Raw genomic sequence first — 22,894 nt, 5'->3', positions numbered from 1 at the left:
TTATTCTGTTAGCCCATGTCAGTTTTTACACCTGTTACCGATAGCCAGCTCACGGTCTGGTTACAAAATTATGCGTTGGGTCAGTTAGTCCAATTGCAAGGTATTTCATCGGGCATCGAAAATACCAATTATTTCGTCACGACTACGCAAGGCAAATTTGTATTGACGCTGTTCGAGAAGCTGACGCGCGACGAACTGCCGTATTATCTGAATCTGATGGCGCATTTATCCCGGCACGGCATTCCCTGCCCCGCGCCGGTTGCGATGTTGGATCAGCAATTGCTGGGCGAACTCAACGGCAAACCGGCAACGATCGTAACCTGCCTGCCGGGACAATCCGTTATGCATCCCATCGCGGAACACTGTGCGGAAGTCGGCCGGATACTGGCTAAAATGCATGTGGCGGGCAGCTCGTATCCGGGACGAATGAGTAATCCGCGCGGACTTCCTTGGTGGCAAGCCAGAGCGCCCGAGATTGCCCCTTTTCTTTCCGCCGATGAGCAATCCTTGCTTGCAGCAGAATTGAATTTTCAACGATCGCAGCAAACCGGCACATTACCTGGCGGCGTTATTCATGCCGACTTGTTCCGCGACAATATTCTGTTTACCGGGCATACCATCGGCGGCGTCATCGATTTTTATTTCGCCTGCAACGATGCGTTCTTGTATGATCTGGCCATTACGGTCAACGACTGGTGCATGACTGAGAACAAAGTCTTGGATGAATCATGCACGCTGGCGCTCATTAAAGCTTATCATGCCGTACGTCCGCTTAACGCGGCCGAACACGATGCCTGGTCTGCCATGCTGCGTGCCGGCGCACTGCGTTTCTGGGTATCCCGTTTGTACGACTATCATTTACCGCGCCCGGGGGAATTGACACACGCCAAAGATCCGGCGCACTTCCGGGAAATATTAAAAAATCATGCGCGCGATTCAGTAAAACTACAGCAGCTCTGGATATAACGCTTCATTAAAACCGTTTACTGAAATTAACTGGAGAAACATTAATGGAAATTCATCAAGTTCACGCAAAACAGGGATTACAATGGATTCTAAGCGGTTTCTACATGTTCCGCAGAGCACCGCTGGCTTGGGTTTTTGTGTGCTTCACCCTGATGTTGATCGCCATATCGATGTCGTTGATCCCATTGCTGGGAAAATTTATTTTTACCTTGGTTTCACCGGTATTTCTCGCAGGAATCATGCTGGGATGCAAGGACATGGAACAAGGCAAATCGCTTGATATGACGCACTTATTTGCTGCTTTCAGGACCAATACCGTGCCGCTCATCACGATTGGCGGGATTTATTTGGTCGGGCAGATTCTCATCATCGGTCTGGTTATGTTGATCGGCGGTTCGCAAATGACCGACATGATGCTCTACGGCAAAAGAGTCGATGAAAGTGAACTGATGGGCGTGATGAGCAGTTTCCTGACATCCTCCTTGATTGCGCTGACGCTTTCCATTCCATTGATGATGGCTTCCTGGTTCTCGCCGCTGCTGGTGGTGTTTGAGAACGTACCGCCCATTATAGCCATGCAAAAAAGCTTTTTTGCCTGCCTGAGAAACTTCATACCATTTCAGTTGTATGGCGTTACGCTCATCGTGCTGACCATTATCAGCGTGATGCCTTATGGCGCCGGTCTGATCATTCTGATTCCAACCATTTTCGCGTCCATCTATGTCAGTTACAAAGACATCTTCCTGAATGAACCCATCCGCTTCAAAAACAACCAATCCGAAGCGGATTTACAAAAAGCCAATTGGGGCGATGCCGATCAACAACCGGGACAACAACATGAGCCTGAAGCCAAAGAGGAAACGGCTACAACCGGAAATAAACCTCAGGATAAAGATCAAAACGAACGCTGAGCGTGTAATACATGGTCATTAAAGCGCGGTCAATTTGGCATATTCGAGCAACAGCCATTTCGCACCGGCATGATCGAAATTAACCTGAACGCGCGCATCGCTGCCGCTGCCTTCGTAGTTGATGATAACGCCGTCGCCGAACTTGGCATGCGAGACATTTTGTCCGATGCGCCACTCCCCACCGGAAGATTTTGGCTGACCGTAGGCGGTCCTTGAATAATTTGTTGCGGTTTGACTGCCGCTATTGGAAGCGTAGGCACCTTGATTCATTCGCGGTGCTGATTGCAGCCATTTCAAGCAGTTTTGCGGGATTTCATCGAGAAAACGCGATGCGATGTGATAGCGGGTTTGACCATGTAGCATGCGGCTTTGCGCAAAACTGAGATATAACCGGCGGCGCGCACGCGTCATAGCCACATACATCAGCCGCCGCTCTTCAGCAATGCCGTTGATTTCATTCAAACTATTCTCGTGCGGAAACAATCCTTCTTCCAAACCGCTCAGAAAAACGCTGTGAAATTCCAATCCTTTGGCGGCATGCACCGTCATCAATTGCAACGCATCCTGGCCGCTGCCCGCCTGATGCTCACCGGCTTCCAGCGATGCGTGCGCGAGGAATTCCGCCAAGCTGTCGTTTTCCGCTTCATGCACAAAACTGGTCGCAGCATTAATCAACTCGTTTAAATTTTCCAGCCTTTCCGCGCCCTCGCGCTCTTTGCCGTAATGCGCCAGTAATCCGCTGCTTGTCAGCATGTGCTCAACGATTTGCGGAAGCGGTAATGCTTTACAGTACTGCTGCATGCTCAGAATCAAATGCACGAATGCCGCGATACCTTTTAACATCTCCGGCAATTTTTGCAGCACGGCCGATTCACCGCCGCACTTTTGCACAGCGGCAATCCACAGACTGCCACCAAGCACTTTGGCGTCTTCCTGTAATTGTTCCAGTCCACGAGCGCCGATACCACGCGCCGGAAAATTAATCACCCGCAATAACGCGCTGTCATCGCCGGGATTGGCAATCAAGCGCAAATAGGCCAATGCATGTTTGATTTCCTGCCGGTCGAAAAACCGCATACCACCATACACACGATACGGTATCGCGGCATTGAACAAACTGTGCTCAAGCACCCGCGACTGCGCATTGGAACGATACAGCAGCGCCATTTCCGACAAGGCAACACCTTCCGCATGCAATGCTTTGACTTCTCCCACGATAAACGCCGCTTCGTCGAAATCATTCGGCGCGTTATAAACCCGCAATAGCTCGCCTTTGCCTTCCGCCGTCCAGAGATTTTTCCCCAATCGCTCGCTATTGTTTTCGATCAAAGCATTCGCTGCATCCAAAATATGGCCGTGCGAACGGTAATTCTGCTCGAGTTTGATAACTTTGGTGATACCAAAATCATGCTCAAAGTCCCGCATGTTGCCGGCATAAGCACCGCGAAACGCATAAATACTCTGGTCGTCATCGCCGACGGCAAAAACCGCCGCGGCATTTTTTGTTCCGGTACCCGCCAGTAACTTCAACCATTTGTATTGCAGCGGGTTGGTGTCCTGAAACTCATCCACCAGGATATGATGAAAGCGCTGGCGATAGTGCTGACATAGAATTTCATTGCGATTCAGCAGTTCATAACTGCGCAGCAGCAATTCGGCAAAATCCACCGCACCTTCCTTCTGGCATTGCTGCTCGTACGCTTGATAAAACTCCAGCATACGGCGCGAGTAAGCATCTTCAACCGTAACATACGCCGCACGCAATCCGGCTTCCTTGGCATTATTGATGAACCATTGCACCTGGCGCGGCGGGAATTTTTTTTCATCAGCCGATAAGTCTTTCAGAATGCGCTTGATCAAAGCCAGTTGGTCGGCGGAATCGAGAATCTGAAACGCTTGCGGCAAACCAGCATCCTGAAAATGCGTCCGCAACATGCGATGGCATAAACCATGAAACGTGCCGATCCACATACCGCGCGGATTAACCGGCAGCATTGCGGTAATGCGCGTCAACATTTCCTTGGCTGCCTTATTGGTGAATGTCACGGCCAGGATGCCGTTCGGATTCGCTTGCCCCGACTGGATCAAATGAGCAATACGTGTTGTCAGTACACGGGTTTTGCCGCTACCGGCGCCAGCCAGCACCAGTACCGATTGATGCGGCAGCGTAATGGCTTCGAGTTGCTGCGGATTGAGATTGGATAATAAAGAAGTCATATGGCCGATATAGCCAGCGACGGACTGACTAGACTTGAAACCAAGGGGATCGAATGCATTTTCAACGCACTGATTAATCCGGAATACGATAGATCAGAGTTTGCACTTGATATCGTAATTCACGAATTAACCGGCCGTTGGTTAGAAACTACTATGCCCTGCTTTTGGCAACGATATCCAAAATCAGCGGCGTCAGTATCAGTTCAATCGCCATGCCCATTTTGCCGCCAGGAACAACGATAGTGTTAGGACGGGACATGAACGAATCATGGATCATTCTCAGCAGGAATGGAAAATCCGTCGTCTCAGGATGTCTAAAGCGAATCACGACCATACTTTCGTCCAATGTCGGAATTTCCCGGGCAATGAACGGATTGGAAGTATCAACCGTCGGCACGCGCTGGAAATTAATATGTGTACGCGAGAATTGCGGCGTGATGTAATGCACGTAGTCATGCATGCGGCGCAGTATGGTGTGCGTGACAGCTTCAGCTGAATAACCGCGCGCATTGGTGTCGCGATAGATTTTTTGAATCCACTCCAGGTTGACGATAGGCACTACACCGACCAATAAATCCACATATTTGGCAGCATCAGCGGTATCGCTCTTGGCGCCGCCATGCAGTCCTTCGTAAAACAGCAAATCGGAACCGGCTGGAATCTGCGACCAAGGTGTGAATGTTCCCGGTTTTTGATTCCAAGGCGCAGCTTCTTCTTCGTTATGCAAGTACAAACGCTTCTGCCCCGTGCCTTTCTCGCCGTATTCTTTAAACAGCGCTTCCAATTTTTCAAATTCGTTGGCTTCAGGACCGAAGTGGCTGATCGGACGGCCGGCGTTTTTTTCTGATTCGGCTACGGCTTGTTTCATTGCTTCACGATCGTAGCGATGAAAACTGTCACCCTCGATCACCACCGCACTGAGTTTCTCACGGCGGAAAATATGTTCAAAACTGGTTTTAACCGTTGAGGTGCCTGCACCTGATGATCCGGTAACGGCGATAACCGGGTGTTTTTGCGACATTCTTATTTTCTCCTAAAATATATATCACTATTAAAATTTTGCATCCTATATGATACCTTTTTTCTGCTAATCTTTGACAGGGATAATTGCTTTGCATTGAACTTTGTCTGAAAGAATTATACGAATCCACAGAGCGAAAAATACCACCGCTTGGCGGCGCGCAGCCCCTGAACCCGTAGGCACGATAATGGAGTGAAAGCACCATGAAAGCAATCAAACAACTGATCATACCGTCGATAGCTTCCTGCATGCTGGGAGCTTGCGTCAGTTTACCGACCGGTCCCAGCGTCATGACCTTGCCGGGTTCCGGTAAAAGCTTCGAGCAGTTCCGCTATGACGATTACGCATGCCGCCGCTATGCCTATGAGCAAGTCGGCGGTATAACGCCACGGCAATCGGCACAAGCCAGTGGTGTGGAAAGTGCAGCGATCGGTGCCGGACTTGGCGCGGCGGCAGGCGCCGCCATCGCAGGCGGTGGAGGCGCGGCGATCGGCGCGGGTACCGGTTTGCTAGCCGGCGGACTGGCCGGTTCGGGCACGGCCAGCACTTCCGCATACGTCAATCAGCAGCGCTATGACATGGGCTATATTCAATGCATGTATGCCAAAGGGCATCGCGTTCCGGTATCCGGCCGAATCAGCGGCGGTCCGCCCGCACATACCGGCGGCGGCACGGTACCTGCGTCATCTAATTTTACTCCACCGCCTCCGCCCCCGGGTAATCCCCCGCCGCCGCCACCGCGATAATTTCTCGCTTTGATTCGCGCATTGATCTCGATAACCGGTATAACATTGCGGGTCATCAATACCCAGAGCTTTATTACGGTGAGAAAAGTTTACAGCGGGATTGGCATGAATTCGTGTTCAAATGGATAGATCATTGCTTATCAAACAACCCATCACTCAGTATCATATTACGTTAGAATATGTGTTGAAAACGATCGCTGTTGCATGAGTAACCGGCGATTCAGGATAGAAACTCACAATTAGTTTTTTTACCCATTGCATTTGAACCTTAAGATAAGAACATAGGAGTAAAACTGTGCATCCGCTTGTACCTATTATCATGGCATTTGGTGCCATTCTGTTTTTAATTGGAATAATCGTTCAAGCCTGGTTTGGTGTGAAACGGACCAGCACCATAAAACTGCGAGGAAAGGAATATAAAATCTGGCAGTTTGTAGCAACCACTGTGGGATCGGGTGTAGCGCTGTTCATGTTCTCGGTCTTGATGCCTAAATATATGCCTTATGAACCGGAACAAGGGCCTCAGCTGGCGCAACCTGCATTATCCGGTAATCTGAAATATGAATTGGATTCCATCCTGGCCAGTTTGAATATCAAGAACGATACCATACTGAACGCGATCGACCGGTTCCAAGTAGAGTATCAAGCGGCATCGCAGAAAGGTGACAAAAACACCATGGATTTGCTCGCGCTGGAAATTGCCTACAGAATCAGAACGGAACTGCAAAACCTAGGACATGCGGAAAGCCGGATCGAGCGCGATGTTGAAGGAATCCTGGGCATTCTGAAACAACCTGCCAAACCAGGGGATGGCAAGTAGAAAAATTACCCGGCATTTCGATAGAATGAAAATTTAATTAATTACTCGATAGGATTGACCATGAAAAGAACGATTCAAGCACTATTAATCGTCTGCACGATGCTTTTAGCAGCCCCTCAATTAGTATTGGCTGACCAGTATCCTGACAAAGTTGTAGAAAAACTGGGAAATGGCCTTGCAAACGCGGTGACCGGGGTTGTTGAAATACCGAAAACAATCACAATCGTTGGCAACCGGGATGGCGTCGTTCACGGCATGACCGTCGGTTTTCTAACCGGTATCGCCAATGCGGTAGGCCGCTCACTGAGCGGAGCGTTCGATATTGCAACCTTCCTGGTACCGACAACGCCTTTTGTCAAACCAGCCAACATCTGGGATGATTTCAACCGCGAAACCACTTTTGTCGAAGCGCACATGCGCTAATCGCTTCACTATTTCTGCCACTGTCCATTCTCAGCAGAAAATGCAGTGGCAGAAAACAATCACTACAGTTTACAAAGAAAAAGTTTTCTTAAAAACTAAATGGACTTACCAAAATTTGCCGGTGGTGAGTCCGCTTCCAGGCATTCGCTGAATACATAACTGTCTTCCTCTTCCGCAAATCCTTCGCTTTCAACCAGTACGAAACTGACACAATCCTTCTTTTTAAAGGAATAGCGGTATTTATCGGGATGCCCTTTTTCCGGTAACGCAATCTCATGGAATAAACCATCCTTGATCCACCAGCGGCCGGATTCGCTAAAACTCTGCGCCGTATCATCCTTCTCCATGAAACTGAACTCGATGGTATAGGTGCCATCGGCATTTCTCGTTTGCGTCCAACGTTTTAACGTACCGCCTTCTTCCAGGTATTCACCTGTCCATACCCCGATCAGTTTGACATCAAGCGCAGGACGCTGATGACCGGCTGTGATCGCAGTACAGCCCAGCAATGCAATCGCCAGGAATGGCAAAACTAACAACTTCATTGATTCTCCTTTCATTACTGTTAATCCGAAGCGTGCGCTATTGTTTTGCGAAGCCACACACTTAAACGATCCAAATAAAATTATCGCATTTTTCCATATTAGCCTATGACAACCGGAAGTCTCCACAGAGCTATTCCAGCACTCAATAATTCCCAACCGATCCAGTAATAGTCCTGCAATAGGCACGTCACATCCCGTTCTTATAATCCATCGCGTACTGTAAAGCTATACCCGGTGTGAATCGGGGACCGGAAAATCCAGGATCTGCAACGCAGATAGCCAGATTGCCTGTACTTATCATTGGATTAAAGAATTTTTTAGATTATTTCGGGAGAATACAATGTACAAACAAAGAATACTCGCTACTGTCGTTTCCGGAGCACTCATGATGGTATCCGGAGCACCGCAAGCCGTTGCCGCCAGCACCGGTTTTGATAGTTTTACTGCTTTACCTGGCAGTGTTCCCGGCGGCTCATTAGCGGAATCCAGCCCATTTCTACTCGCAAATCCAAGCTGGAGCCAGACCTCCATTGCCAATCGCGCCAATCAATTAAGCCAAGGAATCGATAATAGCGGCAATTGGGACATGATTACGGCCAACGAATCCGGCGCGGATGCGGGCCGTTATTTGTTCATGCCGTTTGAAACCGGATCCGCTGGCGTGCAACGTATCGATTTGTGGAATGCCGATTACAATGCCCGTACCGTGACGCTGGTCGCATCCGGCACACAAAACTTCGTTTCCGGCGACGCTTCCCTTTGGACTCCCTGGGGTGGCTACTTAACCGCCGAGGAATCATGGGGCACCGGTAGCAGCAAAGGGCGTCTATTTGAATTGACCAACCCAGTCACCGCAACCGGCTCAAGTGATTCCAATTTTGTGCAGCGCAGCGTTCTTCCACGCGTGTCGCACGAAGGTTTAGCGTTTGATAAAGACAACAGCTTGTACTTCATTGATGAAGTGAACGGTGGCGGTATCTACAAGTATGTGTCGGCAAATCCGCATGCCTCCAATGGCGACGATTATTTTGCCGCCGGACAAACCTTCGTGATGCTGGTTAACGGCGGTAACAATGCCAATGCAACCGGTGCCATCACCTGGGCGCCGATCACCGATGCCAGCGGCGGCGCACTGCCCGGAGTCTCCGTACTCAACGCCGACGGCACCATCGATGGCCGTTTATCCGCCAACAATGTGCTTTCAACCGATTATCAACGCCCGGAAGATCTGGAAATCAAAACATTGGCAAACGGCGATCAGATCCTCTACGTAGCCACTACCACGACGGATGAAGTGTATTCCTTCAATCTCGCCAGCAATAACGCTAGTCTGTTTGTCAATACTGCCACGCTGGACCAAGCCACCGGTTTGGGTGTCGGCAGCGTATTCAAGAATCCGGATAATTTGGCTATCGATGCCAAAGGCAATATCTACATCGTTGAAGACCAGCCGGGCGGCTCCGCCGATATCTGGTTTGCTCAAGATGCGAATAACGACGGTATCGCCGAATCGGTCGGCCGTTGGGCTTCCCTGTCAACTTCGGGCGCAGAACCAACCGGGCTTTATTTTGACAAATTCAACCCGAACATCGCTTATGTGAATGTACAACATCCTTTTAACGGCGATGATCGTACCGTGATGATTGCGGTGCCGGAACCCGAATCCTACACGATGCTTATGGTCGGGCTTGGTTTGGTGGGTGCTTCTGTGTATCGCAGAAAACATCCCTCACAAAGCAATTCGTAATTGATCATTTTCCCGAGTTCTATGCCAGCGGTATAACCGTGACGTGGACTTTGCAATGGACAGATCACCCCGGAGAAACCAGGGGTGATCTTTTTTATAGGGCGGCTTGTTAAAGTAACGTAAAGCCAATTTCCTTATTCACATTATCCTTCACGGCATTCAGCGCCGAATTGATGGCCGCCTCGGCGGACAGAACACCTAATCCTTCGATGGTCATCAGTACCATGCGCGTCGCATTCTTTTGCATTTCCAGATGTAACTCAGCCTGTTCCTTATTGATTTTCCCGGTGGCTTTGAGCGTTCCGATCATCACCAATGTCTGCGCGAGTTTTTTCGCTTCGGCTTCACCATAATCTTTAACATCGGGCCATTTCTCCGCAAGGCTGCCATTCAACGCAGCGAGTATGTCTTTCCCCAATTTAACCGCATCCAGGCTCATCATATTCTCCTCAGATAGATATCAATCGTTGCGCAACAATTACTCGCCACGCCGTTTCGCAAGCTCGAGCTTCAGAATTGCCGTAAAACTGGTATTGAAATGCGTGCGCACGAGCGTGATTTGATCCTTGGATAAGCATTCGATCTTATGAAGCTTTTCGAGATTATCCAACTGACTGGCCAGCAATTGCGATTCTTGCGTGGTGATGTCATTTCTCGGAATCGCCGCAGCACGGACGGTAATCGCGCTAATGTCCACCTTGGCTTCATCATAAAATTGCTTATGATTTTCGTATGTGCACTCGGGCAAACCTTCTACCGACTCAAGTGTCACCAGATGCGCTTCCGTTTTGCGCTGTAAATCAGTCACCGCCCTATCGGTCGTCTCGTCATAACCGCTGACCAGTTTAACAGTACAACTGGATAACGCCAGCGTCATCGCGAGACAAACAGAAACTAAAAATAGGCCGAATCCCGGTATTCTTCGATCAATGTTCATCATTTGTCATCTCCTGATGGATATAACCCGGTTAATCAATGGATAAACCTAACTTCCTGGTTAATCTAACACCGCTATCATAGTGCCTAAGTATGCGTTGCTTGACAAGCCAAACCACGGTTACCGTGAAATTTGCACCGTACCGGCGCCCGGTATGCCATTTTCATGACTTATTCAGCGGTGACCAAGGATAGTTTTCCAAATGCTCCTTTAACTCTTCCGCACGGTAGCGATTGACCCGCACAGCAGCCAAAACGATTACCATGACGATCGGCAGGGTAAAAATCAATATACCGGTCAGCGCGATCAGATACTCACCGATCCACAATGTGACTATCCAGTTAAAGATCAGTACCGACAGATACAAAACCGGTCCCAATAAAGAGCGGAGCGGCATGGCAAAAATCCCGCGCGGTGTTTTCCCGTCCCGCTTGCGATCAATTTGCTGCAAAGCGGCCACTAATAGAAAACTAGTCAGCAGCCAGCCGAGGTAGTTTGAAATCGGCACGCCAAAATGCAATCCTGCTTCGTAGTAACCATAAATTTGCCCGAGAAACCAGCGGTTTCCCTGCAATGCCACCGGATCGATGATGATATCCAGGAATGTTTGCAAAAAAGCGCCCAATACCAGCGCTGCCCATGAATGCCGGATAGCACGCGTCTCCAGCGTGATCAGATCGGCACCTTTAGTCGCCAGCGGTGACAAAATAAACAATGCTGTCGTGTAGCTGCAATAAGTCAGGAAAACGTAAGAGAGTGAATCGAAGAAAGGCACCCCCCAAACCCACAACTCCTGATGGCTGGTGTCGTCGATGTAGTAGTACCAGCCGTAAGGAAATCCCGTGGTAATCGAGAGTTTCTCTGAGGTGAACGCGATCAAGTATCCGGCCAGTGTAAAAGTCAGCGTCTTGCGCCAGCCTAAATGCGGCACACAGGCCAGCAGAAATGCCGCAAAAAAAGTAAATACATAGGGACGCATGACAATGGTGTCAATTGCGGCATCAAACATGAATAACTCCTAGGCCGATGAACCGTTTAGTCCGTTCGATTTGAGGGTAAATCATCTGTTCCGGCAATTTATCCGCAGCATTGGTTTGCGATTTCTTGCGTCTTCACAACCTGCCGGGTTTTATTGTCTGGCTGATTTTGCTATCAAGGATAGCAATAAGCTTAATCTGACGATGAACTGAGTAATGGAACGAAACAAGGCAACGCATATTTTGCGTTGCCGGATAAGTATTCGCTTAGTCCATTACTTTTGCCGTGCGACCCGTACTTTTGCTCCGGGCTCACCAGTGTTCAATCTGCGGCTTTCGCCATGTCGATAGCGCGCATCACCATGTCACGCGCTTCGGCGGAATCACCCCAGCGGCCTACACGCACCCATTTTTCCGGCTCGAGATCTTTGTAATGGGTAAAGAAATGCTCAATCTGCTGAAACACAATATCGGGCAGATCGTCGCGTTCACACACATGAGCGTAATACGGGAAAGTTTTATTATCCGGCACACAGATCAGTTTTTCATCACCGCCATGCTCATCCTCGAGATGCAGTAATGCAATCGGACGGGCGCGCACCACACAACCGGCGAGAAATGGCGAACGGGCGATCACCAATGCATCGAGCGGATCACCATCATCGCACAAGGTGTGCGGAACAAAACCGTAATTGGCCGGATATCGCATGGGCGTATGCAGGATCCGATCCACAAATAATGCACCGGATTTTTTATCAAACTCATATTTGACAGGTTCACCACCGGTCGGTACTTCGACGATAACGTTGACATCGTTAGGCACATTTCCGCCTACAGGAATAGCGTTGATATCCATGGAATTTGCCTTTTTGCTAGATTTGAAGTGAGTGACAGAAGTTGCCGCTCATTGGGTTTGAGTGTACTGAGGAGTGGAAAGGCTGTCAAACCAGCGTTGAAAAAAACGCACATCCCCGCCAATGCGCCAATCCAGCCGCTTAGAAATTGCGTACCGTTAGATTTAGCAGAAAATGACTTAGCTCTATCTGCCGATGCATCCCGGATCGCAGTGTTTGCAAATGTACTTGCTACACGGTTTTCTTAAACAGCTCCAGTAAAAATTGATACAGCCACGATCCGCCGTAAGCGATCGCGGCGATCATGAGTATCGCCGCGGCGCCATAGATAATTTTGTCCATCACACTCTCACTCCTTTCAGTTTTTCAAGCGATGCCCGCGTCAGATGCCGAATTCGTATACGCAGATCAACCTTGGCAGTTTACTCGTTTACTGGCTGTTTTTAGGCGCTAGTTCTCAACGAAGCAATTTTTCCCGGTCATTTTACTCAGGATGGAATTGTATAGACTGGCATTCTCCAGTGCAGGTGTAGAAGCGAGCAGCCCGGACATTTGCAGGCAATTGACACGAGGTGAATTGATCACCGCCAGTACTAGGAAATGCGTGGGTGAATCAGTAGCAGCCACGCGATCGAAAAGATCCTGCGGAAGCGCCGCATTGGCCGCGAGCGCTGACAAAACATAGGTTTTATATAAGCCCTGACGTACGGGATCGGCAGCATTACTATCGTTCATCGCCGCCGCTATCAATTTTTCCATGATGGCGCGCGAGATTTTTTGATTACCAGCCAGCCCTGCAACCCGCTCGTAAGTCAGCGGCCCTGCCGCGATTCCTTCCAAAGCCGCCAGCGGCATATTGGCATTGGCGCCGGCCTGTTGCACCACAGCACCATCGCCAGACATGGCCAGCCTCTCGAGAATGGCCGGTGGCGTCGATGGATGCTGAGCCAGTGCGATTTCCATCTCCCGGTGTCCCCAAGGAATCCAGCGTTGACTCACCGCCTCAAGCACTTGCGGTGTTGATGCCGGATTCTTGGCAACCGCTAACGCACGCTGTTGCGCGAAGAAACCTAACCCTGCGAGCACGAGTATGGCCAGAAATACAGCGGCAAATTGTACATTTCTGCTATTCCATGACGCTTTGCCGGAACGTAAATCGAGCACTGCAAATGCGCTATAAACCAACGCCCACCCCACGCCCGCAGCCGCAAAACCATAGAAAGGGATCATGATCAGGCCAATAGCCGCTGTTGAGCTGGTTGATGTAAAAACGGCCTGTAGAATGAATGCCGTGGCGCCCAAGAAACCCGCATAAGCGCCCGCTTTCAGAATAGCTGTTCGATTTTGCATCCCGCCCCTCTTCTTGAATTGCCTTGTCCCAAACGCTCACATTGCAGAATACAATGCGCTTCGGTTATTGGCATCTCGTAGGTAACGGCAAAATCCGGAGAAAAATGCCGGATAGGTTGTTTGCGGTTTATGGCTCTGGTTCGAGATGCAGTAACAGCACACCAAGCTGCACCTCGGATGAAACGGCACGAACAAGGAGCAAGTGACTTGCACTTGCTCATTTCCATTAATCTAATGCTTTAATTTAGCGGGAAGTCACAGCGGATTGCAGCAGATTGGCCGTTGCCTGTCCGCTCGTTTTGCTTACATAGTTAGTAATCACCGGAATGAATTTTCCCACCATATCAGGGGAAAGATTCAATTGCTGAAATGATGCGGCCAGTGCTGCCGCACTGCCGAGTGTGCTATTACCACCCGCTAGCGCAGATAAGTTGGACATGGCTGGTGCTGCACCCAGCATTGTGCTCATTCCGGGAACAGACCGGGACAATGACGAAAATGCCTGCGGATTCATATTGCTTTGTGCCATTTGAAATATCGCACCAGCGCCGCCTAGCGCCTGTTGCGGCGAGACACCAAGACGGTGAGCCAAAATATCCACCAGACCAATCTGCGCAGCTCCTTCAGCGTTACCTGCCACCGCGGCACCGGCATTAAGCACTTGCTTTCCGCTCTGTGCCGCACTTTCTATCGTTGACAGACTTTGATTAACCGCACCCACAGGATTCGTACCGCCGGTATTGGTGGCGCAGCCCGTAACTGCCGTTAAAATGATCACGGCGCCTAATTGAACGTAATTGCTTTTTTTCATCATTACTCCTTCTCGTGTATAGATATGTGATCGATGGCTATTGTCATAATACAAGTGTGCTGAGAATAAAAAATATTTTAGCCTCTCTGAACTAGCAGAGCTAATAATATCCGATAAGCTACCATAGTTCCTTGGCAAGTGCATCAGGCTGTATCCCGGCACCCTTCAAATTCTTATTAACCGGCACGCCGCCGCATAGTAAAGCTCCAAATCATTGTAACCGTCCCGTGCCGCCATAAATGAATACATTGCGGAACAATCGCTAACGCTGTTTACAGCACCGCCAGGTGGTTAGCATCCTAAAACCCTGAATAACCTGTGGTTTCTTTAATATGCGTGTAAGACAACGCTGATTTAAATTTATTCTTCTTTTTGTTAACTTGTTTTGCTCCTTTTTGATTCCTTCCATACAGCGTTCCGAAATTTTAAACATAGTTATCAATAAAGGATGTTTATTCAAACCAATACATTACGTTCGCCAATTGATTGGCTCTTAGAAAAAATCACTGCAGAAGAGGTATTGAATTTCAAGTAATTAACTATTGGAAATAATCATTTGCAGAAGGATGGGCACGTATGAGCGGATACATCAAGATACTGATTGTTGAAGATGAAAAAATTGTTGCGCTTGATCTGAAAAGACGTCTGACAAAACTAGGCTATCAAGTCACAGGGATGGCTGCCAGCGGTCAGAAAGCACTGGCGCTGGTGGATCAGGAGATTCCCAACATTGTGCTGATGGACATTCATATTCAGGGAGATATGGATGGCGTTGAAGTGGCGGACCAGCTGCAAAAAGCGCATAGCATTCCGATCATTTACTTGACTGCCTACTCCGAAGAAAAAACCGTGACCCGGGCTAAAGCGACCAAGCCCTACGGTTATTTATTAAAGCCATTTTCCGACAGAGAACTGCACATCATCATCCAAGTCAGTATAGAGCGTTACGAAAACGATATTCTGTTAAAAAAGAATGAGCAACACTTTCGTCTTGCACTGGAAGCGGCGCAATTGGGTACATGGGAGGTGACGAAAGAATCTCGTGAAATATTCATGGGTAAAAGCACCGAAGGAACGATTGAACCTATATCCGACTGGGAAAGCTTTTTTCTTTCGATAGACGAGACCGACCAGCCGAAAGTATCGGATTTTATCGATAGGCTGCGCAATAAAAAGGGAACCGCTGCGGAAATTGAATTTCGCGTGAACCCGGATAGCGCGAAAAGTTACTGGTACAAGTTGTATGGCAAATCATTCAAAAATAGCGACGCAGGCAAGCATCAGATCGTCGGCATCTTGCAGGAAACGACCGAGAGCCGTCTGGCAAAAGACCGGTTAGCGCAAGCGGCGACCGTGTTCAAATGCGCCTCGGAAGGCATCATCATTCTGAATAAGAATAGAAAATTTAATTGCGCCAATAGCGCCTTTTATAAGATCACCCGGTTTCAGCCCCATGATCTTCAGAATAAGGAGTTACCGTTTCTTACCAGCCGTTCCTTGAGTGAGAATACTTACAATAGCATATGGCAAAGTATTGATAAGCATGGCCATTGGCGAGGGGAAATCACGGCTTTCAAAAAAAATAATGAAACCATGTATGTTTGGTTGACGATTGGACTCATTCCCGCTGAAGTGAGCGAAGAACAGCAATTCGTCGTCATGATATCGGATATCACAACCATCCGCGAGACGCAGGAACAGCTGTCTCATATTGCGTACTACGATAATCTGACCAACTTGCCCAATCGCATGCTAATCATGGATCGGCTCCGGTTGGCGCTGGCAAAAGCAATCCGGAGTTCCACGTTTCTTGGCGTGTTGTTTATCGACCTCGATAATTTTAAGAGAATCAATGACACCCTGGGGCATTCGCATGGAGACTCAATGCTCTGTCTGGTTGCGCAGAGAATGCTTTCCGTGCTGCGGCAAAGCGACACCTTGGGCCGATTGGGGGGTGATGAGTTTATTGTTATTGTGACGAATGCTGAATCCCGCGATGCCTTGGTGATCGTCGCGGAAAAAATACTGGAATGTCTTTCCCATCCCATAGTCATCAGTAACATGGAAGTCATCCCATCGTGCAGTATTGGTATCAGCGCGTACCCGGATCATTCCTCACATCATGATGAATTAGTGCAAATGGCAGATACCGCCATGTACGAAGCAAAAAACAAAGGGCGCAACAGTTACGCTTTTTATCATCCATCCCTGACACAAAAAGCCGCTCATTATTTAACGCGGGAACGGGAATTGCATCACGCTTTAATTAAAAATGAGTTTCTGCTGCATTATCAACCGCAATTTTCTTTATCGCAGAAAAAAATAACCGGTGTGGAAGCCTTGATCCGCTGGCAGCATCCAGTAAAGGGCATGCTATCTCCCGCTGAAATTATTCCGGTTGCTGAAACGAGCAGGCTTATCGTTGAAATCGGCAACTGGATCCTAATGGAAGCATGCAAACAACTCAAGCAATGGCGGGATGAAGGTTTTAGTGATCTTCGCGTGGCTGTCAATATCTCCATTCGTCAACTTGCCGATAAAGATTTGCAGCAATTTATCGCGGGACTGTTACAGCAATACGCATTGCCAGCACACTCACTCGAACTGGAAATAACCGAATCCTGCCTGCAAAATGAATTGATTTATATCCGCTGCCTGGAGCAACTGGATAGTCTGGGTATACCGATTTCCATCGATGATTTTGGCACCGGTTATTCCTGCCTGAGTTCATTGAAGAATCTTCCGATACGGCGGCTGAAAATAGATCAGAGTTTTGTCAAAAGCATTCCATATGACACGAATGATTGCGCCATTGCAGCGGCTATACTGGCATTGGCGCAAAAACTTAATCTACAGGTCACTGCCGAGGGTATAGAAACATACGAACAAGCTGATTTTCTTGGCAATCTTGGCTGCGATGAACTGCAAGGCTATTTACTGAGTAAACCGGTGGATGCTGAGCAAATACCTTATTTACTCAGAAAATTGCCAGATCGTCTCATTTTCTTAAAATCCTAGACTTCCTCCCGTTTTTTACTCCAGGATCAAATCTGAATATGCCGCCGACCCGATTTGGAAATTTCAGCAATACCGCAGAAATGATGCATTTAGCCGTTGAAGCTTCCCCCAATGGCATGGTCATGACGGATTGCGATGGAAAAATCGTCATGGTGAATTCCGCCACGGAAAAACTATTCGGTTATTCCAGGCAGGAATTAATCGGTCATTCCATCGAAATGCTTATTCCCGAACGGTTCCGCAGCCATCATCCTGGTTATCGGGAAGCTTATATCGGCGAATCAAAATCGCGTTCCATGGGGCATGGCAGGGATCTTTACGGCCTGCACAAGAGCGGCAAGGAATTCCCGGTTGAGGTTGGTCTGAATCCGGTGGAAGCCGAACATGACGGCGTCTTTGTACTAGCCGCCATCGTCGATATTACCGATCGCAAGCATGCCGAGGAAATGATATACCTCGCAGTCGAAGCTTCTCCGAACGGTATGGTGATGACCAATCATGAAGGAAAAATTATGATGGTAAATTCCACCACCGAGGAACTATTCGGTTACCACCGGGGAGAATTACTAGGTCAACCGATTGAAATTTTGATACCTGAATCACATCGCGCCCATCATCCGTCATTAAGAAGTAATTATCTGCAATATCCAAGCACACGCGCGATGGGGCATGGCAGAGATCTGCATGGGGCGCATAAAAACGGCAAAGAATTTCCGGTCGAAGTAGGTCTGAATCCGATCCAAACACCCAGAGGTGTGATGGTGCTTGCATCCGTGATCGACATTACCGAGCGCAAATCCCAAGAAGAACAACTCAAAGCCGCGTTAAAGGAAAAAGATTTATTGCTATCGGAAATTCATCACAGGGTTAAAAACAACCTTCAAATCATCGATAGCCTGCTCGGTATGCAATCCGATATGCTGGATAATAATACGGCTGCTATATCCGTTCTAAAAGAAAGTCAGAACCGGGTGAAATCCATGGCGCTGATTCACCAGATCTTATATCAATCATTGGATTTTTCCCGTGTTGATTTTTCCGGTTTCATCCAATCCTTGGTTGATAACTTATCCGTTTCCTATGCGCTGGATACATCGAGAATTTTAATAAATATCGATACCGATCAGGAGGTGCTTCTTCCCATCGATGTCAGTATTCCATTGGGATTGATTCTGAACGAGCTGTGCACGAACGCGATGAAATATGCGTTTACTGAAAACCGCTGCGGCCATATCGATATCAGCCTTAAACGCCAGAATCAAGGACAACTGCTGGTATGTATTAGCGATGACGGTGTAGGGATACCGGACGATTTTGATATTGAAAATACCCAATCCCTGGGGTTGCAGCTTGTTCAGTTACTCAGTGAGCAGATTTCCACGGAACTCACCATCCATCGTAAAAATCCGACCAGTTTTTCGCTGATTGTTCCACTCTGAAATCAGTGCATTGCTTAAGAATTTCCAGTTCGCTCTGAAACCCGCATATCGAATGAATACGATACCGATTATTGATTGGGCATATGCTGATGCGGCTGCCCGGGTTCGATATGGCGCGCATGATCGCTTAACTGCGCATCAAACCACCGGTGGATTGCAGTGATAAGCTGGGGGGACTCAGTAAAATAGCTGATTTGTGCGCCGATAGGGAGCACTTTGTATTCAATCTTGATATCTCCCGGTTTGGCTGCTTTTAATTCAGGTAATCCGGGCATGCCTTCACCGTGAATTTTTTCCGGATTTGAGAAGTTTCCTTGCTTGAATTCATTGGCTATTTCAGACAAATGCGCTCTGATCAAACTGACTTGCTCCTGATCCGATATGTTTTTGACGGTAACCTTCTGAACGCCTCCACTTTCGGTCTTGGTGAAAACATGCACGGTCTTTTCCAAACCAAACGGCATGACATGAGCACCGCGCTCCGCTACTTCGTCCAATCGCTTTTCATCCGCTGGCGCAGCAGCACCAATCGATGCCGGTAAAAGAAATACCAGCAAGAAAGTGACAGTAAGCAGTTGATTCATTTTATTTCTCCGCTACAGTGAGCTTACAGAACCGACCAGATTGGTGGAATCAACCGCACATAGAGAAAATCTTACACTTCGTTTGACTGTTTCATGTACAGGCAAGAATGCTCAAATAGTGCGGTTATTTATCCGGATGCCGCTCATGCACCTAGCTTCATCACTTCAATGCCGCCAGTTGTTCCTTCAAAGCCTTAATTTCCTCTTCCGCGCGGATTTTCGGGGTGATGTCTAATTGCACGCCGAGGAAATAAAGTAAGTTTCCGTGCGAATCGAAAAGCGGGGAAACCAATAAATGGTTATAAAATAATTCACCGTTCTTACGAAAGTTTCTCAGAACCACTTCCACCGGTTTCCTATTCTTGATCCCTTCCTTCAGCTGCTTAACACCGGCTTGATCGTGTTCATCGCCCTGCAAGAAACGGCAGTTCCTGCCTACCGTTTCCGCTAACGTATAACCGGTTATTGTCTCAAACGCTTTATTCACATAAACCAAAGGCATGTCCTCTTGATCGGGATCAGCCAGTGTTACACCGTTCACACATGAATCAAGAATCTTGGACAATACTTGTGGAATTAATCCAGGGTCTTTTTCAACGATAAAATCCATGATCTTCTCTCCAGGTTAATCAACTGTTAGCATAATTAAAACGTACGAACGGGCCTGCCATTTTGAGTCAACCTACTCCGCCTCAATCAGTTTCTTGATATTCTTGACAGTCCTTTCGGTTCCATCTTGAACGGCAATACGCACCAGCTTCTCAAACGGCCTGACATGCAGATCCAAGCTCAGCAATTCAAAAATAAAAGTTATCCGGCTGTCGGAAGCATTCACTGATTCAATGACATAATCACACCGGTAAGGATTGGAAACGCCTTCAAAACAGATACGTGCACCCGTATCAAAAAATTTAACTTTGAAGGTCGACTCCGAGCGATTGCCTTGATCGATGCGGACTTGACGGCAGACGGTTCCTAGTTTTACCGGACCATCGGTGATTTTCTCCAATTCTTTAACTTCCGGAGACCATCGGGGATAATTAATGAGCAGATCATTACCGATAAAATTGAAAAGTTTATCGGCTGGACTTTGAATTATTGCACTGGCCTTGCCAATTACAGGGCTGTCTTTGAACAAACCAAGCATAAAATGCCTCCCGCACGGTGTTTGCTAAACCAAATAGGTATCGATTCCTGCCAATAATAAGTCATATTGCGCTTCGACAATTTCTTTAATCGTTAAAGCCGGAATACCGGTGATCAAGTTACCTTCCGCAACCAGCCAGCCTACCGCATCCGACGGCCCCAGACTCACCACATAACCCAATTCATGGTGAAGATAAGGCTCGAGCAATCCGGGAAATCCCGCATGCCGCAACACATTACGCGCCACTAATTTACCCTTCCGGACAGCGGATTGCGCGGTCAATGTATTCGACCCAAGCGACTGGTAATACGAACAATCGCCCGCTACAAAAATATGGGGTAGCGGTTTCTGATTAACTATAACCTGTCCGAAAGCATTTGCGGTAAAAATATTGCGCTGCTTTTTTCCCAAAAACAGCAGAGTTAAACTGGAAGGTAATTCAAACTGCTTTTCAGTCACTTTTTCCATCAGCAAAATTTTTCCGGTTTGCTGTTCACGGTAATACGTATTCGGATAAAAAGCGATATTCATATCCCGCATGCGGGATTCCGCATAAGTACCAAACCCGGCAGGAAATTGTTCCAGCACATGCTCGCCCGAATGGATTAGGCGCAATTCCGCCTTTCGTCTGATCCGATCGAGAAATTGCTTTATTTCGAATAAAAACTGTATCCCCGTGGCTCCTCCGCCTACAACGGAAATCGACAGTTCAGGTGAGTCATTCCGGTCGAGCAACCTGGTTAATAAATCTGATCCGCTCATCGTGGCAAAATCATTCAGATTCAGCAAATTGCCGCTATCGTCATGATCACTTTTCTGACTCTCGCAACCGCTCGCGACGATCAAATAATCAAAATCAATCATTTCACCATTCACAACCAGCTGCCGTTCGTTCTGATAGCTCTCCAACGCGTTTTGATCAAAGCTCAGTTCTGCCGGAATGTGCCGGCAACCATAGCGATTTACTATATCGGCAAAAGGAACCAGCAAATCGGCTAGCGGATAGCGAAACGTTTCGTGCAAGTGCGTAATTTTCAGATGCTGCGTTTTAGGATCGATCAGCGTAATGTCGGTATCCGGAGCAAATTGTAAAAGATTGGTTAACGCGGCAAGTCCGGCATATCCGCCACCGGCAATGACCACCTTCAATCTTTTTTGCTTGGAAATATTAAATGGCAGAAAAGCCACGGTCACTCCTTACCTTTATCTATGATTAACGCAAAACCTTGCCAGACGCTTGCGCCGGTAATGTCAACTTGAACCCGGCTACACTACAGCCTAGCATAATTACCGGCTGCATGGCTTTATCTTTACATCACACCGTTTGGAATCCGGTTCACGCGCCAATTTTGCTTGACCCAGCGCCAGAAAGAAGCAATATCGCCTTCCAGAATTTCTAGTGGCGGCTGCTGACCCAGGAAATGCAACGCATCAACCAGCTCCTTTAATGCCTCGGCCGTATTCACCGGAGCAGCGTTCGTTTGCTTGCTGAGCTTCTCTCCTGCCGCGTTGGTTACCACGGGCAAGTGCATGTATTGCGGTACCGGATAACGCAACAGCTGCTGCAGAAATATTTGCCGCGGTGTGGAATCGATAAGATCAGCGCCGCGAACTACATGCGTGATATTCTGCGTGGCGTCGTCCACCACAACCGCAAGCTGATAGGCATAAATCCCATCAGCCCGGCGTAACACAAAATCACCCACCTCACTGCGCAGTTTCTGCGTATACAATCCCTTCAAACCATCGGTAAACTGAATGACATCATCATGAGTTTGAATACGAAGCGCATGTGTATTTTGCAGTGAAGCGGGATTGTTCAGACAGGTTCCGGGATAAATGAAACCATATAAACCGGTGATGCTGGAATCCGCGATTTCCTTCCGGGAGCACGTACAGGGATACAATAAACCTTGTTTATTCAACACATGCAAAGCATCCCGGTATGCCTCGGAACGCTGGCTTTGGTAGATGATTTCCTCGTCCCATTCCATACCCAATTTCTCAAGCGTATCCAAAATTTGTTTGGCCGCTCCAGGTACTCTACGTTGCAAATCGACGTCCTCAATTCTAACCAGCCATTTGCCGCCATGAAATTTCGCATCGGCATAGCTGCCTACAGCCGCTACCAGCGAACCAAAGTGCAGCGGTCCGGTCGGTGATGGCGCGAATCGTCCGCGATAATGCGTATTAATCGATCGAGTGCTTTCCATTTGTAAATCAGCACATTGAGATTAAAAGAATAATAACCACCGCACCCTTTCCATTTAGCCGCTCTATGAATGAATAAAGTATCAACAACTTCCGGTATTGCCCTGCCATATCTATTATAATTGCCCAAACTTGCCAATCATATTAGTGGTTTCCTGTCAGCAGAATCA

General features: G+C 48.1%; 22 protein-coding genes. 8 read left to right on the top strand and 14 right to left on the bottom strand.

The annotated features are described in order from the left end of the window. Window positions 1-15: 15 nt before the first annotated feature. On the top strand, window positions 16-966 hold the full coding sequence (locus tag R2083_RS05840) for a homoserine kinase (RefSeq protein WP_317530952.1): 951 nt from the start codon (window positions 16-18) through the stop codon (window positions 964-966). 44 nt (window positions 967-1,010) lie between these two features. Then, entirely contained in the window at window positions 1,011-1,877 is an 867-nt protein-coding gene (locus tag R2083_RS05835) for a BPSS1780 family membrane protein (RefSeq protein WP_317530953.1), read from the top strand. Between the two features lie 18 nt (window positions 1,878-1,895). Here the strand turns inward: R2083_RS05835 and R2083_RS05830 are convergent, their stop codons facing one another. Then, window positions 1,896-4,094, bottom strand: a complete 2,199-nt coding sequence (locus R2083_RS05830; protein WP_317530954.1) for a UvrD-helicase domain-containing protein — start codon at window positions 4,092-4,094, stop codon at window positions 1,896-1,898. A 151-nt stretch (window positions 4,095-4,245) separates the two neighbouring features. Then, a complete protein-coding gene (locus R2083_RS05825; RefSeq protein WP_317530955.1) occupies window positions 4,246-5,115 on the bottom strand; it encodes a phosphoribulokinase in 870 nt (289 codons plus the stop codon). A 203-nt stretch (window positions 5,116-5,318) separates the two neighbouring features. Here R2083_RS05825 and R2083_RS05820 point away from each other — a divergent pair, with 203 nt between their 5' ends. From R2083_RS05820 to R2083_RS05810, 3 genes are all read left to right on the top strand, one after another. Beyond that, the gene (locus tag R2083_RS05820; RefSeq protein ID WP_317530956.1) at window positions 5,319-5,861 is read left to right on the top strand and encodes a hypothetical protein; all 543 of its coding nucleotides are present in this window, start codon (window positions 5,319-5,321) and stop codon (window positions 5,859-5,861) included. 295 nt (window positions 5,862-6,156) lie between these two features. Then, entirely contained in the window at window positions 6,157-6,681 is a 525-nt protein-coding gene (locus R2083_RS05815; RefSeq protein WP_317530957.1) for a hypothetical protein, read from the top strand. 60 nt (window positions 6,682-6,741) lie between these two features. Further along, window positions 6,742-7,104, top strand: coding sequence for an exosortase system-associated protein, TIGR04073 family (locus R2083_RS05810; RefSeq protein ID WP_317530958.1), 363 nt, complete (start codon window positions 6,742-6,744; stop codon window positions 7,102-7,104). Between the two features lie 95 nt (window positions 7,105-7,199). Here R2083_RS05810 and R2083_RS05805 read toward each other — a convergent pair whose 3' ends face one another. Further along, window positions 7,200-7,649: a hypothetical protein gene (locus R2083_RS05805; RefSeq protein WP_317530959.1), complete on the bottom strand. Its 450-nt coding sequence runs from the start codon at window positions 7,647-7,649 to the stop codon at window positions 7,200-7,202. Between the two features lie 340 nt (window positions 7,650-7,989). On the opposite strand from R2083_RS05805, the gene R2083_RS05800 reads away from it, so the two are divergent. Further along, window positions 7,990-9,396, top strand: coding sequence for an alkaline phosphatase PhoX (locus R2083_RS05800; RefSeq protein ID WP_317537836.1), 1,407 nt, complete (start codon window positions 7,990-7,992; stop codon window positions 9,394-9,396). Window positions 9,397-9,505: 109 nt separating this feature from the next. On the opposite strand, the gene R2083_RS05795 is transcribed toward R2083_RS05800, so the two are convergent. The 6 genes from R2083_RS05795 to R2083_RS05770 form a co-directional block, all read right to left on the bottom strand. Then, entirely contained in the window at window positions 9,506-9,838 is a 333-nt protein-coding gene (locus tag R2083_RS05795) for a hypothetical protein (protein WP_207909723.1), read from the bottom strand. Window positions 9,839-9,874: 36 nt separating this feature from the next. Continuing rightward, window positions 9,875-10,336, bottom strand: a complete 462-nt coding sequence (locus R2083_RS05790) for a hypothetical protein (protein ID WP_317537835.1) — start codon at window positions 10,334-10,336, stop codon at window positions 9,875-9,877. Window positions 10,337-10,496: 160 nt separating this feature from the next. Beyond that, entirely contained in the window at window positions 10,497-11,342 is an 846-nt protein-coding gene (locus tag R2083_RS05785) for a carotenoid biosynthesis protein (RefSeq protein ID WP_317530963.1), read from the bottom strand. A gap of 290 nt (window positions 11,343-11,632) precedes the next feature. Beyond that, window positions 11,633-12,166, bottom strand: coding sequence for an inorganic diphosphatase (gene ppa / locus R2083_RS05780; RefSeq protein ID WP_317530964.1), 534 nt, complete (start codon window positions 12,164-12,166; stop codon window positions 11,633-11,635). Window positions 12,167-12,614: 448 nt separating this feature from the next. After that, window positions 12,615-13,514 (bottom strand): hypothetical protein, encoded by a 900-nt coding sequence (locus R2083_RS05775; protein ID WP_317537834.1) that lies wholly within the window; start codon window positions 13,512-13,514, stop codon window positions 12,615-12,617. Between the two features lie 244 nt (window positions 13,515-13,758). Continuing rightward, complete coding sequence (locus tag R2083_RS05770) at window positions 13,759-14,325, bottom strand: DUF2780 domain-containing protein (protein ID WP_317530966.1); 567 nt, start codon at window positions 14,323-14,325, stop codon at window positions 13,759-13,761. A 576-nt stretch (window positions 14,326-14,901) separates the two neighbouring features. Here R2083_RS05770 and R2083_RS05765 point away from each other — a divergent pair. Then, complete coding sequence (locus tag R2083_RS05765; protein WP_317537833.1) at window positions 14,902-17,343, top strand: EAL domain-containing protein; 2,442 nt, start codon at window positions 14,902-14,904, stop codon at window positions 17,341-17,343. An 80-nt stretch (window positions 17,344-17,423) separates the two neighbouring features. Beyond that, complete coding sequence (locus R2083_RS05760; protein ID WP_317537832.1) at window positions 17,424-18,782, top strand: PAS domain S-box protein; 1,359 nt, start codon at window positions 17,424-17,426, stop codon at window positions 18,780-18,782. A gap of 68 nt (window positions 18,783-18,850) precedes the next feature. Here the strand turns inward: R2083_RS05760 and R2083_RS05755 are convergent, their stop codons facing one another. The 5 genes from R2083_RS05755 to gluQRS all read right to left on the bottom strand — a co-directional run bounded on the left by R2083_RS05755 (window position 18,851) and on the right by gluQRS (window position 22,726). Next, window positions 18,851-19,366, bottom strand: coding sequence for an aspartate carbamoyltransferase (locus R2083_RS05755; protein WP_317537831.1), 516 nt, complete (start codon window positions 19,364-19,366; stop codon window positions 18,851-18,853). Window positions 19,367-19,526: 160 nt separating this feature from the next. Then, window positions 19,527-19,976 (bottom strand): PAS domain-containing protein, encoded by a 450-nt coding sequence (locus R2083_RS05750; protein WP_317530971.1) that lies wholly within the window; start codon window positions 19,974-19,976, stop codon window positions 19,527-19,529. 72 nt (window positions 19,977-20,048) lie between these two features. Next, entirely contained in the window at window positions 20,049-20,513 is a 465-nt protein-coding gene (locus R2083_RS05745) for a polyketide cyclase (protein ID WP_317530972.1), read from the bottom strand. Between the two features lie 24 nt (window positions 20,514-20,537). Continuing rightward, window positions 20,538-21,701, bottom strand: coding sequence for an NAD(P)/FAD-dependent oxidoreductase (locus R2083_RS05740; RefSeq protein WP_317537830.1), 1,164 nt, complete (start codon window positions 21,699-21,701; stop codon window positions 20,538-20,540). Window positions 21,702-21,823: 122 nt separating this feature from the next. Beyond that, on the bottom strand, window positions 21,824-22,726 hold the full coding sequence (gene gluQRS, locus R2083_RS05735) for a tRNA glutamyl-Q(34) synthetase GluQRS (RefSeq protein WP_317530974.1): 903 nt from the start codon (window positions 22,724-22,726) through the stop codon (window positions 21,824-21,826). Between the last annotated feature and the right edge of the window lie 168 nt (window positions 22,727-22,894).

The organism is Nitrosomonas sp. Is35, assembly GCF_033063295.1.
Taxonomy (GTDB): Bacteria; Pseudomonadota; Gammaproteobacteria; order Burkholderiales; family Nitrosomonadaceae; genus Nitrosomonas.
This window is presented reverse-complemented; position numbering and strand designations above follow the sequence as displayed.

Bases quoted from the DNA above. Each gene is read 5' to 3' on its own strand.
- R2083_RS05840 (WP_317530952.1), top strand. From the start codon at position 16: ATGTCAGTTTTTACACCTGTTACCGATAGCCAGCTCACGGTCTGGTTA.
- R2083_RS05835 (WP_317530953.1), top strand. From the start codon at position 1,011: ATGGAAATTCATCAAGTTCACGCAAAACAGGGATTACAATGGATTCTA.
- R2083_RS05830 (WP_317530954.1), bottom strand. From the start codon at position 4,094: ATGACTTCTTTATTATCCAATCTCAATCCGCAGCAACTCGAAGCCATT.
- R2083_RS05825 (WP_317530955.1), bottom strand. From the start codon at position 5,115: ATGTCGCAAAAACACCCGGTTATCGCCGTTACCGGATCATCAGGTGCA.
- R2083_RS05820 (WP_317530956.1), top strand. From the start codon at position 5,319: ATGAAAGCAATCAAACAACTGATCATACCGTCGATAGCTTCCTGCATG.
- R2083_RS05810 (WP_317530958.1), top strand. From the start codon at position 6,742: ATGAAAAGAACGATTCAAGCACTATTAATCGTCTGCACGATGCTTTTA.
- R2083_RS05805 (WP_317530959.1), bottom strand. From the start codon at position 7,649: ATGAAGTTGTTAGTTTTGCCATTCCTGGCGATTGCATTGCTGGGCTGT.
- R2083_RS05800 (WP_317537836.1), top strand. From the start codon at position 7,990: ATGTACAAACAAAGAATACTCGCTACTGTCGTTTCCGGAGCACTCATG.
- R2083_RS05795 (WP_207909723.1), bottom strand. From the start codon at position 9,838: ATGATGAGCCTGGATGCGGTTAAATTGGGGAAAGACATACTCGCTGCG.
- R2083_RS05790 (WP_317537835.1), bottom strand. From the start codon at position 10,336: ATGATGAACATTGATCGAAGAATACCGGGATTCGGCCTATTTTTAGTT.
- R2083_RS05785 (WP_317530963.1), bottom strand. From the start codon at position 11,342: ATGTTTGATGCCGCAATTGACACCATTGTCATGCGTCCCTATGTATTT.
- ppa (WP_317530964.1), bottom strand. From the start codon at position 12,166: ATGGATATCAACGCTATTCCTGTAGGCGGAAATGTGCCTAACGATGTC.
- R2083_RS05775 (WP_317537834.1), bottom strand. From the start codon at position 13,514: ATGCAAAATCGAACAGCTATTCTGAAAGCGGGCGCTTATGCGGGTTTC.
- R2083_RS05770 (WP_317530966.1), bottom strand. From the start codon at position 14,325: ATGAAAAAAAGCAATTACGTTCAATTAGGCGCCGTGATCATTTTAACG.
- R2083_RS05765 (WP_317537833.1), top strand. From the start codon at position 14,902: ATGAGCGGATACATCAAGATACTGATTGTTGAAGATGAAAAAATTGTT.
- R2083_RS05760 (WP_317537832.1), top strand. From the start codon at position 17,424: ATGATGCATTTAGCCGTTGAAGCTTCCCCCAATGGCATGGTCATGACG.
- R2083_RS05755 (WP_317537831.1), bottom strand. From the start codon at position 19,366: ATGAATCAACTGCTTACTGTCACTTTCTTGCTGGTATTTCTTTTACCG.
- R2083_RS05750 (WP_317530971.1), bottom strand. From the start codon at position 19,976: ATGGATTTTATCGTTGAAAAAGACCCTGGATTAATTCCACAAGTATTG.
- R2083_RS05745 (WP_317530972.1), bottom strand. From the start codon at position 20,513: ATGCTTGGTTTGTTCAAAGACAGCCCTGTAATTGGCAAGGCCAGTGCA.
- gluQRS (WP_317530974.1), bottom strand. From the start codon at position 22,726: ATGGAAAGCACTCGATCGATTAATACGCATTATCGCGGACGATTCGCG.